The sequence below is a fragment of the Streptomyces sp. NPDC041968 genome, from assembly GCF_055589025.1.
The window spans coordinates 179,933-192,940 of the sequence record NZ_JBVJCB010000007.1; the positions used below are offsets into that span (position 1 = coordinate 179,933).

Annotated in this window: 15 protein-coding genes, 1 tRNA gene and 1 pseudogene; 10 read left to right on the forward strand and 7 right to left on the reverse strand. The window is 73.9% G+C overall.

What is annotated here, in order from left to right; translation table 11 throughout:
- Positions 1-45: 45 nt before the first annotated feature.
- The 10 genes from ACZ6EG_RS18820 to mnhG all read left to right on the forward strand — a co-directional run bounded on the left by ACZ6EG_RS18820 (position 46) and on the right by mnhG (position 8,662).
- Positions 46-624: a helix-turn-helix domain-containing protein gene (locus ACZ6EG_RS18820; RefSeq protein ID WP_469605821.1), complete on the forward strand. Its 579-nt coding sequence runs from the start codon at positions 46-48 to the stop codon at positions 622-624.
- Positions 621-1,154 (forward strand): GNAT family N-acetyltransferase, encoded by a 534-nt coding sequence (locus ACZ6EG_RS18825; RefSeq protein WP_391972804.1) that lies wholly within the window; start codon positions 621-623, stop codon positions 1,152-1,154. The genes ACZ6EG_RS18820 and ACZ6EG_RS18825 overlap by 4 nt, the downstream gene beginning before the upstream one ends.
- A 30-nt stretch (positions 1,155-1,184) precedes the next feature.
- Positions 1,185-1,544: an MmcQ/YjbR family DNA-binding protein gene (locus tag ACZ6EG_RS18830; RefSeq protein ID WP_356611906.1), complete on the forward strand. Its 360-nt coding sequence runs from the start codon at positions 1,185-1,187 to the stop codon at positions 1,542-1,544.
- 133 nt (positions 1,545-1,677) lie between these two features.
- Positions 1,678-1,751: transfer RNA gene (locus ACZ6EG_RS18835), tRNA-Pro, on the forward strand.
- Positions 1,752-1,995: 244 nt separating this feature from the next.
- On the forward strand, positions 1,996-4,911 hold the full coding sequence (locus ACZ6EG_RS18840) for a Na+/H+ antiporter subunit A (RefSeq protein WP_469605825.1): 2,916 nt from the start codon (positions 1,996-1,998) through the stop codon (positions 4,909-4,911).
- Complete coding sequence (locus ACZ6EG_RS18845) at positions 4,908-5,714, forward strand: Na(+)/H(+) antiporter subunit C (RefSeq protein ID WP_469605828.1); 807 nt, start codon at positions 4,908-4,910, stop codon at positions 5,712-5,714. Before ACZ6EG_RS18840 ends, ACZ6EG_RS18845 begins: the two co-directional genes overlap by 4 nt.
- Positions 5,711-7,390 (forward strand): Na+/H+ antiporter subunit D, encoded by a 1,680-nt coding sequence (locus ACZ6EG_RS18850; RefSeq protein WP_469605831.1) that lies wholly within the window; start codon positions 5,711-5,713, stop codon positions 7,388-7,390. Before ACZ6EG_RS18845 ends, ACZ6EG_RS18850 begins: the two co-directional genes overlap by 4 nt.
- Positions 7,387-7,986, forward strand: coding sequence for a Na+/H+ antiporter subunit E (locus tag ACZ6EG_RS18855; RefSeq protein WP_391972800.1), 600 nt, complete (start codon positions 7,387-7,389; stop codon positions 7,984-7,986). Before ACZ6EG_RS18850 ends, ACZ6EG_RS18855 begins: the two co-directional genes overlap by 4 nt.
- A gap of 26 nt (positions 7,987-8,012) precedes the next feature.
- Positions 8,013-8,300 carry an MrpF/PhaF family protein gene (locus tag ACZ6EG_RS18860; RefSeq protein ID WP_391972824.1) on the forward strand — a complete coding sequence of 96 codons (288 nt, stop codon included), beginning with the start codon at positions 8,013-8,015 and terminating at the stop codon, positions 8,298-8,300.
- On the forward strand, positions 8,297-8,662 hold the full coding sequence (mnhG, locus tag ACZ6EG_RS18865) for a monovalent cation/H(+) antiporter subunit G (protein WP_391972799.1): 366 nt from the start codon (positions 8,297-8,299) through the stop codon (positions 8,660-8,662). The genes ACZ6EG_RS18860 and mnhG overlap by 4 nt, the downstream gene beginning before the upstream one ends.
- Before the next feature lie 13 nt (positions 8,663-8,675).
- Here mnhG and ACZ6EG_RS18870 read toward each other — a convergent pair whose 3' ends face one another.
- The 7 genes and pseudogenes from ACZ6EG_RS18870 to ACZ6EG_RS18900 form a co-directional block, all read right to left on the reverse strand.
- Entirely contained in the window at positions 8,676-9,203 is a 528-nt protein-coding gene (locus ACZ6EG_RS18870; protein ID WP_053140042.1) for an NUDIX hydrolase family protein, read from the reverse strand.
- A gap of 80 nt (positions 9,204-9,283) precedes the next feature.
- Complete coding sequence (locus ACZ6EG_RS18875) at positions 9,284-9,529, reverse strand: hypothetical protein (RefSeq protein WP_469606218.1); 246 nt, start codon at positions 9,527-9,529, stop codon at positions 9,284-9,286.
- Between the two features lie 7 nt (positions 9,530-9,536).
- Positions 9,537-9,837: pseudogene (locus ACZ6EG_RS18880) on the reverse strand (glutamine synthetase); the annotation flags it as partial.
- A gap of 150 nt (positions 9,838-9,987) precedes the next feature.
- Positions 9,988-10,842, reverse strand: a complete 855-nt coding sequence (locus ACZ6EG_RS18885) for a hypothetical protein (protein WP_469605836.1) — start codon at positions 10,840-10,842, stop codon at positions 9,988-9,990.
- Between the two features lie 173 nt (positions 10,843-11,015).
- Positions 11,016-11,666: an HhH-GDP family DNA glycosylase gene (locus ACZ6EG_RS18890; protein WP_391972797.1), complete on the reverse strand. Its 651-nt coding sequence runs from the start codon at positions 11,664-11,666 to the stop codon at positions 11,016-11,018.
- 2 nt (positions 11,667-11,668) lie between these two features.
- A complete protein-coding gene (locus ACZ6EG_RS18895; protein ID WP_469605839.1) occupies positions 11,669-12,001 on the reverse strand; it encodes a DUF3140 domain-containing protein in 333 nt (110 codons plus the stop codon).
- Between the two features lie 145 nt (positions 12,002-12,146).
- The gene (locus ACZ6EG_RS18900; RefSeq protein WP_469605842.1) at positions 12,147-12,956 is read right to left on the reverse strand and encodes an alpha/beta hydrolase; all 810 of its coding nucleotides are present in this window, start codon (positions 12,954-12,956) and stop codon (positions 12,147-12,149) included.
- Between the last annotated feature and the right edge of the window lie 52 nt (positions 12,957-13,008).

The window sequence follows — 13,008 nt, forward strand, 5'->3', positions numbered from 1 at the left end:
CCTCCCGTAACAAGGGCGTCTCATATACGGGATAACGTGCCGCACATGAGAGACACGGACGACGTCCCCGACCCCGTGGACGCCCGGCTCGCCGCCCGGCTGGCCGAGCTGCGGGCCGAACACGGCTGGTCACTGGGGGAGCTGGCGGAGCGCAGCGGGGTGAGCCGGTCCACCCTGTCGCGGGCCGAGCGGGCGGAGACCAGCCCGACCGCCTCCCTCCTCAACCGCCTGTGCGCGGTCTACGGGCGGACCATGTCCCGGCTGCTCAGCGAGGTCGAGGCGGAACCCGCCCTGCTGGTGCGCGCGGCCGAGCAGCCGCGGTGGGAGGACCGGTCCGCGGGGTTCGTCCGCCGCTCCGTGTCCCCGCCGCACGCGGGGCTGCGCGGCGAACTCGTCGAGGGCCGCCTCGCCGCCGGTGCCGACCTCTCCTACGACCGGCCCCCTGTGCCGGGTCTGGAGCAGCACGTCTGGGTGCTCGAAGGAGCCCTGGAGGTGACGGCCCAGGACGTCGAGCACCACCTCGGCACCGGGGACTGCCTGCGGATGCGGGTGTGGGGGCCGACGAGGTTCCGGTGCGCCGGTCCCGAGGGCGCGCGGTACGCGCTGGCGGTGGTGCTGCCGTGAACGTGTCCCGCGTCGACGCCGACCGGCTGACGGCACTGCTCGCGCCCCTGGCCGGCCTGCTGACCGACACCGTCGAGAGCGGCGCCTCCGTCGGCTTCCTCGCGCCGCTCGGCCGGGCGGAGGCCCTCGCCTGGTGGCGGGACCGGACCGCCGCCGTGGCCGCCGGGCGCCTCGCCGTCTGGGTGGCGCACCAGGGGGAGCGGGTGACCGGAACGGTGAGCCTCGCCCTGCCCGACAAGCCCAACAGCCGGCACCGTGCCGAGCTGGTCAAGCTCATGGTCCGCCGGGAGGCGCGTGGCCTGGGCCTCGGCCGCAGGCTCCTGACCACCGCCGAGGAGGCGGCCGCGGCCGCCGGCATCACCCTGCTCCACCTCGACACCGAGACGGGCAGCCCCGCCGAACACCTGTACCGGTCCGCCGGATGGACCCGCGCCGGAACCATTCCCGACTACGCGGCTGACCCGCGCGGGGAACTGCGCCCCACGACGCTCTACTTCAAGCGGATCGGCGCGCCCGCGACCGCCGGGTGATTGTCAGTGGCGGCGGCTACGGTGCCTGACATGCCGGACGCAGAAGACGTACGCCGTATCGCCCTGTCCCTGCCGGACACGACGGAGAAGACCGCCTGGAACATGCCCACGTTCCGGGTGGCGGGGAAGATGTTCGCCACCCTGCCCGAGGACGAGACGTCCCTGGCGGTGCGGTGCCCCAAGGAGGAGCGGGACGAGCTGGTGCTGGCCGAGCCGGAGAAGTTCTGGATCGCCGGCCACGAGGCCCAGTTCGCCTGGGTACGGGCCCGGCTCGCCGTCCTGGAGGGCGAGGACGAGCTGCGCGACATCCTCGCCGACTCCTGGCGCCAGGCGGCCCCGACCCGGCTGCTGGACGCGCATCCCCGGCTGGGACTGCCGAGCGGGGGCTGAGGCCCGCCGGAGGACCGCTCGAGACCGTCCGGCGGAGCCGAGGAGCCCGGAAAGCGATGCGCGACCACCGGCCCGAGTGCGGTATGGTTTTCCTGCGCGTTCGACCGGGGGAAACCCCAGGTCAGACGGGCAACGGGACGTGGCGCAGCTTGGTAGCGCACTTGACTGGGGGTCAAGGGGTCGCAGGTTCAAATCCTGTCGTCCCGACTGGAGACAGTCGCGGTTCGAGGGCGGTTCCGGAGAGATCCGGAACCGCCCTCGATCGTTTTTCCGCCGCCGGTGAGTCTTCCGGGCGCGGCACCCGGTGAGGCGAGCGTGCGGACAGGTGTCGTGCCGCCGCTGCGGCGTGCCTGGGCGCCCCACCGGGGCGCCCGATATATCACTGTCAGGTGTTCTGTCCCTCTTGCCCTGATCATTCACCTTTTGTGACCCCGCCCTCGCGCGGACCCGCATGACCGCGCTCGTCCTGTGCCACTTCGGGCTGGCCCTGTTCGCCGCGCCGCTGGTGAGGCGCTGGGGAACGCGCGCCTTCCTCGTGCTGGCCCTGCCTCCCGCGGTGGCGGCCCTCTGGGCGGCCACCCGGTGGAGCACGACGGCCGTGGGCGGTGCCGACACCACAGAGTGGGCCTGGCTGCCCGCCTACGGCGTGGACTGGGCGCTGCGGCTGGACGCCCTCGCCGAACTCATGGTGCTGCTCGCCGCGGGAGTGGGCACGCTCGTCCTGCTCTACTGCGCCTCCTACTTCGACGAGCGGTCGCGGCACCTCGGCAGGTTCGCCGGGACCCTCCTCGCCTTCGCCGGGGCCATGCTCGGCCTGGTCCTCGCCGACGACCTCGTCCTGCTCTACATCTTCTGGGAACTGACGACCGTCTTCTCCTACCTGCTGATCGGCCAGAGCAGCGACCACAAACGCAACCGGCGCAGCGCCCTGCAGGCCCTGACGGTCACCACACTCGGCGGACTGACCATGCTCGTCGGGTTCCTGATCCTGGGTCACGAGGCGGGCACCTACCGGATCTCCGAGATCCTCGCCGACCCGCCGGCCGCGTCGGCGGCGCTGTCCACGGCGATCGTGCTGATCCTCGTAGGCGCCCTCTCCAAGTCCGCGATCTGGCCGTTCAGCCTCTGGCTGCCCAACGCCATGGCCGCCCCCACCCCGGTCAGCGCCTATCTGCACGCCGCCGCGATGGTGAAGGCCGGCGTCTACCTCATCGCCCGGCTCGCCCCCGCGTTCGCGGAGGTCACGCCCTGGCGGCCGCTCCTGCTCGTCCTCGGCTCCGCGACGATGCTGCTGGGCGGCTGGCGGGCGCTGCGCCTCAACGACCTGAAGCTCGTCCTCGCCCACGGCACCGTCAGCCAGCTCGGCTTCCTCACCGTCCTCACCGGCGCGGGCCGCCACGACACCGGCCTGGCGGCCACCGCCATGATCCTCGGCCACGCCCTGTTCAAGGCCCCGCTGTTCCTGGTCACCGGGATCATCGACCACGCCACCGGTACCCGGGACCTGCGCAGGCTCTCCGGGCTCGGCCGCCGGCTGCCCGCCGTGTGCGCCGTGGCCGCGACCGCCGGACTGTCCATGGCCGCCGTGCCGCCGCTGCTCGGCTTCACCGCCAAGGAGGCCGCCTTCCAGTCCCTCCTGGACGGAGACGCCGCCGACCGCTGGGCGCTCGCCGCGACCGTCGTCGGCTCCGCCCTGACCACCGCCTACACCCTGCGCTACCTCTGGGGCGCCTTCGCCCGCAAACCCGGCGTCCCGGACACGCAGGCGCACGCCGTCCCGGCGGCCTTCCTCGCACCGCCCGCCGTCCTGGCCCTGGCCTGCCTCGTCCTCGGACCCGGCGTGTCCTGGCTCCAGGGCCTCCTCGGCACCTACGCCGGGCAGTTCCCCGCGCCCGACCACCCCTACCACCTGGCGCTGTGGCACGGGGCGGGCCTCGCCCTCGGCCTGTCCTGCGCGGCCTGGGCCGGCGGTGTCCTGCTCTTCCTCGCCGCGAACCCCGTCCTGCGGGTCGGACAGGTCCTCGCCTGGCGCTCCGCCGACCGGGTCTTCGGACGGTGCCTGCTCGCCCTGGAGCGCACCGCCCTGCAGTGCACCGGCTTCGTGCAGCGCGGCTCGCTGTCGGTGTACCTGGTGACGACCATGAGCGTGGTCCTCGCCGGTCAGCTCGCCGTGCTCCTCGCGGACGAGCCCTGGGCCTCGGTGCCCGCCCCGCGCGGGTGGGACCACCCGGCCCAGGCCGGCGTCGCGGTGCTGACCTGCGCCGCGGCCCTGCTGTGTCTGGGCGTGCGGCGCCGGATGAAGGCCGTCGTGCTCGCCGGGCTCACCGGCTACGGCACCGCGCTGCTCTTCGTCCTGCAGGGCGCCCCCGACCTCGCGCTGACCCAGTTCTGCGTGGAGACCGTCTCGATGATCGTCTTCGTGCTGGTGCTGCGCCGCATGCCGGTGCTCTTCGAGGAGAACTACAGCCGGTCGCGACGCCTGCTGCGGATGCCGGTGGCGCTCGCGGGCGGTGCCTGCGTCGCCGTCGTCGTCTGGATCATGGCGGGGCACCGCCGGGCCGACAGCGCCGGGGCGGCGATGGTCGAGGAGACCGCCCACCACGGTCTGAAGGACGTCGTCGCCACGATCCTCGTCGACCTGCGGGCCTGGGACACGATGGGGGAGTCCGCGGTGCTCGCCGCCGCCGCGATCGGCGTCACCAGCCTCATCTACCTGCACCGCCGCACCGAGGGCGCCGAGCAGCCCGTGCTGCCCCTGCCCGGGGACCATCCGCACGCCGGCCTGCGCACCGCGTGGCGGGCGACCCCGTACGAATCGGCGGGCCTGCCCAGCGGTGACGAGGGCGGGCCCGAGCGGACCTGGCTCGCGGCCAGTTCCACGCTGGCCCCCGAGCGCCGTTCCCTCGTCCTGGAGGTGGTCGCGCGGCTGATCTTCCACCCCATCCTGGTCCTCTCCGTCTACCTGCTGATGTGCGCGGAGAACCTGCCGGGCGGCGGCTTCGTCGCGGGCCTGACCGCGGGCGTCGCCTTCATCACCCGCTACCTCGCGGGCGGTCGGCACGAACTCGCCGACGCCGTGCCCTTCAAACCGGGCCTGTTCACCGGGCTCGGCCTGTTCGTCTCTACCGGGGTAGCGCTGGGCGGCCTCGCCGAGGGCACGGTGCTGCACGGCTGGACCTGGAAGGGGCACCTGCCCGTGTGGGGCGACGCCCACCTGTCCACCGCCGTCCTCTTCGACTGCGGCGTCTACCTCCTCGTCCTCGGCGTGGTCCTGGACATCGTGCGGGCCCTCGGCGGACGCATCGACCGGCACATCGAACGAGCCGCCGCGCGCAGCGCCCCGCACGGAGAGGCGGGCCCCGCATGACCGTCAGCCTCGCCCTGCTGGGGACCGCCGCCGTCCTCGCCGCCGTCGGCGCCACCCTGCTGCTGACCCGGTCCCTGACCCGGATCCTGCTCGGCGCGGTCGTCCTCGGCAACGGCGTCAACCTGCTGGTGCTCGCCTCGACCGGCAGCGCGGGCGAGGCGCCGCTGCTCTACCCGAACGTCATCCGCAACCGGGTCACCGACCCGCTGCCCCAGGCCATCGCCCTGACCGCGATCGTCATCACCCTCGCCACCACGGCGTTCCTGCTCGCCATGGCCTACCGCAGTCACCAGGTCACCGGCTCCGACGAGATCAGCGACGACACCGAGGACCGGTTGGTCGCCCTGCGCGCCGAGTTCCTCGACCGGCGCAGCGAACTGCGCGACCGCTACCGCGAGGCCCGCGCCGAGCCCGGCACCGACCCCGAGCTGGGCGCCCGCTACCGCGCCGCCCGCAGACGGCTGCGCAGGCGGGTCCGTGAGGAACGCGCCTACCAGGCCCGCGCCAACGACGTCTCCGGGAACCTGTGGAACGACATCCTCGGCGCCGACCCGGAGGACTACCGCGAGGGCCGGGAACTGGGCTCCACCGACGCGGCGGGCAGGCCGGCGCCGGCACCGGCCCGCGACGCGGGGCCCTCCAACGACCCCGGGGAGACCGGCCGCGAACCCGACTCGCACCCCGGCGAGGACTCTTGCCACCCGGTGCCCGACCAGCCCGACGACCCCGGGGGCGCGGGCACGGAGGGCACGGAGGGCACCGACGGCACGGACGGCACGGAAGGCACGGAGGACCCCAGGTGAACGCGCTCGTCCCGCTCCCCGTCCTGCTGCCCCTGTGCGTCACGGGCCTGAAGCTGGCCATCGGCCCCAGACTCCAGCGGTTCCAGCGCTTCATCACCCTCGCCGTGCTGGGCGCGGTCCTCGTGCTCTCCGTACTCCTCATGGTGGCCGCCGACCGCCACGGCCCGCTCACCGTGCACCTCGGCGACTTCGCACCGCCGATCGGCATCACCCTGGTCGCCGACCGGCTCGCGGGGCTGATGCTGACCGTGTCCAGCGCCGTCACCCTGCTCGTCAACCTGTACTCACTGGGCCAGGGCATGGCCGACCGGGACGACCGGACGCCGGTCGGCGTCTTCCACCCCGCCTACCTGATCCTCGTGGCGGGCGTCTCCTGCACCTTCCTGGCCGGAGACCTCGTCAACCTCTACGTCGGCTTCGAGATCATGCTCGTGGCGAGCTTCGTCCTGCTCACCATCGGCGGCACCGCGACCCGTATCCGGGCCGGATCGACGTACGTGATCATCTCGCTGTTCTCCTCGGTGCTCTTCCTCGTCGCCATCGCCATGACCTACGCGGTGGCGGGGACCGTGAACCTCGCCCAGCTCGCGGTGCGGCTGCAGGAGGTACCGGTCGGGGTGCGCACCCTGCTGGAGGCGATGCTGCTGACGGTCTTCGCGATCAAGGCGGCGGTGTTCCCGCTCGCGGCCTGGCTGCCCGACTCCTACCCGACCGCGCCCGCGCCGGTCACCGCCGTCTTCGCGGGCCTCCTCACCAAGGTCGGCGTGTACTCGATGCTGCGCACCCAGACCCTGCTCTTCCCCGGGCACCGTCTCGGCGACCTGCTGATGCTCGCCGCGCTCGCCTCCATGGTGATCGGCATCCTGGGGGCGGTGGCCCAGACCGACCTGAAGCGCGTGCTCTCCTTCACCCTCATCAGCCACATCGGCTACATGGTCTTCGGGATCGCGCTCGCGGGGCGAGGTTCGATCAGCGGGGCGATCGTGTACGTGGTCCATCACATCACCGTGCAGACCACCCTGTTCCTCGTCGCCGGGCTCATCGAGCGGCGCGACGGCACCACGGAACTCACCCGCCTCGGCGGCCTGGCGAGGGCGGCACCGCTGCTCGCCGTGCTGTTCTTCGTGCCCGCCATGAACCTCGCGGGCATCCCGCCGCTCTCCGGTTTCATCGGCAAGCTCGGCCTGATGCGGGCGGGCGTCGACAACGGTGGCGGCTGGGCCTGGGCGCTGGTCGCCGGGTCCGCCGCCACCAGCCTGCTCACCCTCTACGTCATGGCGAAGGTCTGGAACCTCGCGTTCTGGCGCGACGCGCCGCCCGGCGCCGAGCACGAGGGCGTGGTGCTGGAATCCGCGGAGGACGAGCCGGACGACGACGGCAGCGATGGCAGCGACGGCAAGGACGGCGAGGCCGGGGAGACAACGGGCGGGCACGGCGCGGCGGCCGGCTCCGGACTGCCGGTGCCCGCGGGCGCGGTGGTCCCCGCCGGTTTCCTCGGGCAGTCCATCACCACCACCAAGCGGCTGCCCTGGCCGATGCTGGTGGCGACCGGCGCCGCCGTCTCCCTCGGCCTGCTCTACACCGTGCTCGGCGGCCCCCTCACCACGTTCACCGAGGCCGCCGCCGCCGAACTCCTCGCCCGTACCCCCTACATCGAGGCGGTGCTCGGCCGGTGAGCAACCTCTTCCGCGACCGCTCCCCCTACAGCTGGTCCTTCCGCCTGGGCCGCGGCCGGCGCGTCCTCGACCTGCCCCTGGTCGCCTGGCTCGCCGTCGTCTGGGCCCTGCTGTGGGGCACCCCTTCCTGGGCCAACCTCGTCAACGGCGTCCTCGTCGCGGTGTGCCTGTGCCTCGCCTTCCCGCTGCCCGCCGTGGACATCGGCCTGCGGCTGCGCCCGCTGGGCATCCTGCGGCTGGTGGCCTACCTGCTGTACGACATGTTCTCCTCCAGCGTCGAGGTCACCCGGCAGATCTTCGCCAAGGGTCCGTACCACGCCGCCGTCGTCGCCGTCCCGCTGCGGGTGCGCAGCGACCTCATGCTCACCGCCACCGCCGTGGCCGTCTCCAACGTCCCCGGCGGCTCCGTGATCGAGGTGCGCCGGTCGACGGCCATCCTGTTCCTGCACGTCCTCGACGCCGACGACCCCGGCGAGATCGAGAGCGCCCGGCGGTCGGTGTGGCGCATGGAGGAACTCGTCGCCCGCGCCTTCGGCACCGCCGAGGACATCGCCCACGCCGCCCGGCCCGTACCGGAAGGGGACTCCTCACCGTGACCACCCTGAACGCCGTGGAGGACGCCATGCTGGCCACCTCCGTGGTGATGGTCCTCATCGCCGGGGCCCTGCTGCTGTACCGCATCTGGTACGGGCCGTCGATGCTGGACCGCGCCGTCGCCCTGGACGTGGCGGCGGCCCTCATCATCGCCGGCATCGGCGTCAAGGCCGCCCAGGACGGTGACTCCTTCTACTTCCCGGTGATGCTGGTGCTCGCCTTCCTGGGCTTCACGGGCTCCGTGGGCATCGCCCGGTTCATCGCCGTACGCGACCGGCCCTCGCTGCGGGCGGACGGCACGGAGGACCACCGGTGAGCGCCTGGGCCGAGGCCGCCGACCTGGTCGGGGCGGCGCTGCTGCTGCTCGGCTGCCTCCAGTGCCTGCTCGGTGTGATCGGGATGCTGCGCTTCCCCGACGTGCTCTCCCGCAGCCACGCCGCCACCAAACCGCAGACCCTCGGCATCCTCCTGGTGCTGACCGGGGTGGCGCTGCGGCTGCGGCACGGCATCGACCTGGGCACCCTCGCGCTCATCGTGTTCTTCCAGTTCCTGACCAGCCCGGTCGCCTCGCACCTGGTGGCACGCTCCGCCTACCGCACCGGGCAGACCGGGTCCCGGGGCCTGCTGCGGGACGACCTCGACCCGCAGTTGAGCCCCGGGGAGCGGCCCGAGGAGTAGCTCCGGACGCTGCTCAGAGCACGCAGCCCACGTGCGCCAGCGCCTGCTTGAGCAGCACCCCGTGCCCGCCGGGCATCTCGCTCTGCACCGCCGGGGACAGCGCCTCCTGGGGGCTGAACCACACCAGGTCCAGCGCGTCCTGACGGGGACGGCAGTCGCCGGTCACCGGCACGACGTAGGCGAGCGAGACCGCGTGCTGCCGGGGGTCGTGGTACGGCGTGACACCGTGCGTGGGGAAGTACTCGGCCACCGTGAAGGGCTGGAGCGAGGACGGCACCCGGGGCAGCGCCACCGGGCCGAGGTCCTTCTCCAGGTGGCGCAGCAGGGCGTCCCGGACCCGCTCGTGGTGCAGCACCCGGCCGGAGACCAGCGTCCGGCTGACCGTCCCGTCCGGCCCGATGCGCAGGAGCAGGCCGACGCTCGTGACTTCCCCGCTGTCGTCGACGCGTACGGGCACGGCCTCGACGTACAGGATCGGCATGCGTGCGCGGGCCATCTCGAGCTCGTCGGTCGTCAGCCAGCCCGGCGTGGTTTCGGTCATGTCAGACATCGCTTGATCATACTTTCAGCCGTTCCTGCTTCCCGGGCGGCGCTCCGGGACTGTGACGGGTCCCACGCCGCTCAGCCGTCGTCGGCCGGGCCGCCGGGCAGCCGGTGGACCCGGCGGGCGTCGTCGCGCCCCGCCCAGCGCGCGAGGCGCAGCGCGTCCGGCAGGGACATCTCGTCGGCGTCCAGCCGTTCCTGGAGCGGTCCGGCCAGCCCCCGGGCGAACCACCGCCGGGCGGCCTCGGTGACCCGCTCGGGCGAGGGGCGGGCCGGGTCCAGGTCGAAACCGGTGCGGTAGGCCGCCACCGACTTCACACCCACGACGCCCGGTCAGCCGGTCGAGGTCGGGATGGAGGCGCAGATCGCCGTCGGGGGAGCCGAGGACGTCCGTGGCGACGGTCGCGTCGTGCGCCAGGAACGTGTCGAACACCGGGGACATGCCGACGCCCCAGGTCCGCGGCCGAGGCGAACTTCGCGGTGGGGACGGTCTTCACCCGGGCGATCCCCGCGGTGTCCACGTAGGCCGGCACGACACCGTGCACGTCCTGCCCGGACAGCTCCCCGCCGAGTGCGGTGGCCCGCTCGACCTCACCCGGACGTCCGCCGGGGACGGGGTCGCTCTCGCTCACGTCTCGGCTCCTTCGCGCGTGCGCCGTCCGACGCGCACCATTGTGCCGTTCGGCGATCGTCCTGTCCGGGTTTCACCCGAGAAGCGCACATCGCGGTGGGCCGGGCGGTGCGCCGCGGAGCCCGGTGGCGGAGCCGGCTGTGCGGGGCGGTCAGTCCATGGGGGTGGGCTGCGGCGACGGGGTCCCGCCGTCCAGGACGGTCTTCAGCCGCTCGGTGCCCTGGCGCACCGCCTGCTCCACGGAGGACTCCTGGCCACCGTCCAGGCCGCCGCCGGTGACGGTGAGGGCCGAGGTGCCGACGCGCACGGCGGCGATGTCCAGGGTGAGCGTGGCCGGGTTGCCGGCGGCGTCCCCCTGCACCGTCACGCGCAGGCCCTGCCGGGCGTCGCCGGTCCCGGGCACCGACGCCTCGGTCACCTGGACCGTGCGCGTCCCGCCCGCGGAGCCGGTCGCGGTGAACTGGTCACACGTGTCCGGCAGGGTGCCCATCCACTTCAGACGGGCGTCCAGCCCGGCGCGGTCGTAGCCGGCGACCTGCTCCAGCAGGCGGGAGCCGCCCTGCTCGAAGCCGGTGAGCGCCGACGGTCCCGACGGCTCGCCCAGCAGGCTGTCGCGGTAGAGCCCGTCGAGCAGTTCCTGGCAGTCCGTGGCGTCGGTCCTCGCGGTGAGGAAGTCGGACACGTCGACCTCTCCGACGAGGAGCCGGTCGCGCCACCTGTCCGCGTCCTGCACCTGGTTCCAGCCGCCCTCCAGGTCGGCCTCGGTGAGCAGGGCGGCCTTCGCACCGGACTCGGTGAGGGAGGCGGGGGAGGCGCTGGCGGAGCCGGTGGGAGAGCCGGTGGGCGCCTGCTCCGCCGCGTCCCGCTCGGCGGCCCGGGCGGCGGCGGTGTCCGGGGCGGCTTCCGAGCCGCCTCCCCCGTCCGAGCACGCCGCCGCGGTCAGCAGCGTGCCCACCGCCAGGGCGGAGGCCAGGAGACGGACGGGGCGGGACGGACGACGGCTCATCGCGGGATGCCTCCTGGGACGGGAAACGGTGTCCTCAGCGCATCACCGCGTCCCCGCGCGCACCAGCGCACGGGGCTGTCCGGGTGACCGTCCCGGAGCGGGACCCACCGCGGCGGCGACGGTGCGCGGGGGCCGACCCCGCACCGGCGTGCGCCCGTGTCGCCCCCGACGGCTCACCCGGCGCGGTCGAGGGCGTCCCGCAGGACGGCGCGGTCCACCGACGCGCGGACGAGCGCCGCCGCGAGGACGGCGGGATCGGCCGGCCCCGCGAGGTCGAGCAGGCGGTCGGGGTCGCCCGGCAGACCGAGCCGTTCCGCGCCCTGAAGGGCCTTGCGGTCCAGGTACGGAGCGGTCGCGGGCCAGACTCGCTGGACCTCGCGGAGGAAGATGTCCGCCCCGGTCGGGCCGATCCCGGGGAACTCCTGGAGCAGCCGCCGCACTTCGGGCACCTCGCCGCCCGCCTGCTCGCGCAGCCGGCGCAGATCTCCGCCCCACCGCTCGGTCAGCAGCTCGGCGGCCTCGCCGAGCTGGGTGGCGGTCCGCTCGTCGTAGCGCCGGTAGCCGCCGCGGCCGAGGGCGTCCACCCGCTCCTGCCAGTCGGCGTGGGCCATGCGGCGCGGGTCGCGCAGGCCCGCCTCGTGCAGGGCACGGGCGGTCGCCACGGCGATCGAGCCGCGGATGCGGGCGCTGAGCAGATGGGCGAGGACCAGCAGCCGGTACAGCGGCTGAGGGGTGTCGCGCAGCCGAATGCCCGCCTCCTCGGCGTACGTCCGCCCGTGCGCGTCGAGGAGCTCACGCAGGACGCGCCCCGGGTCGCGGCTCACGGTCAGGGCTTGAGCGGGTCGTGACCGACCGTCATCAGCCGGTGCCGGAGTCCGGCGTCCTCGGCACGGGGCTCGTTCTCCAGGTCGGCCCGCGTCGTCACGGTCTCCACGACTTCGGCCATGGCGCGGACGTCGTCGTCCGTCAGGTCGGTGCGCCGTTTCCGCAGGATCGCCAGGACGTGCCGGCCGAGCGGCGGGCCGGCGTCGTCCGGCAGCGGCTCGGCCGGCTCGCCGGAGTCGCGCACCCGGAGCCAGTCCGCGAGTTCCGCGGAGGTCATGTTCACCACGCGGTGGAAGTCCTCCCACAGCGCGTCGAGTTCGAGGGCGTCGGCCATCAGGGCCCCTCATTCCGTCGTGCGTACTCCGTGGTCTTCCGTAGGGAGCGGAGCGGGGCGTCCGTCCCGGAGAGAAGGCACGGCCCGGCCGCTCCACGGGGGCGCGGGTGCCCGTGGGGCGGCCGGTGCAAACGCCGGTGCGTCCTCAGCGGGCGAGCACGCCGTCCAGGAAGCCCGTGAGGTCCGCGAAGACCTCGGCCCGGTTCGTCTCGTGGAACACCTCGTGCCGGGCGCCCGGATAGGTCCGCCCGGTCAGGTCACCGCCGCTGAGCGCTTCGACGCCGACACGGCTGCCGGGCAGCGGCACCAGCCGGTCGTCGTCGCCGTGCACCCACAGCAGCGGGAGCCGCCCGACGTCGCCGCCCTCGGCCACGGTCGCGAGGGTCCGCACGAACGCCTCCAGGGTCGGCCGCTTCATCGGGCCGTGCCACACCAGCGGGTCGGCCGCGTACGCCGCTCCTACGGCGGGGTCGCGGGAGAGCGCGGCCGGGCTGATGGGGATGTCGGGGATCTCGTCGTGGGCGAGCAGCCGGCGCGGCAGCTCCCAGTCGCCGATGACCGGCCCCGACAGCACCAGCGCGGTCAGCCCGCCGCCGTGGCGCTGGGCGTAGCGGGAGGCGATCAGGCCGCCCATGGAGTGGCCGATCATGACCGCCGGCAGCCCCGGGTGAGCGGCCTTGGCCCGCTCCGCCACGGTGCGCACGTCGGTGACCACGTCCTCGAAGTCCTCGATCAGCACCCGTTCGCCGTCCGACCGCCCGTGCCCGATGTGGTCGACGCCGTACACGGCCGCGCCGTGCGCCGCCAGGACGCCCGCCACCTCGTCGTAACGGCCGACGTGCTCGCCGTACCCGTGCACCAGCAGCGCCACGTACCGGGGCGTCCCGGCGGCCCACTCGCGCGTGGCGAGCCGCCCCCGCGTTCCGGTCAGGACGTGCTCGCGGACCTCGGTCATGTCTCCTCCGGCCGGGTCGGTGAAGGTCACCCGAGGATCTTCCCAGGGAGGG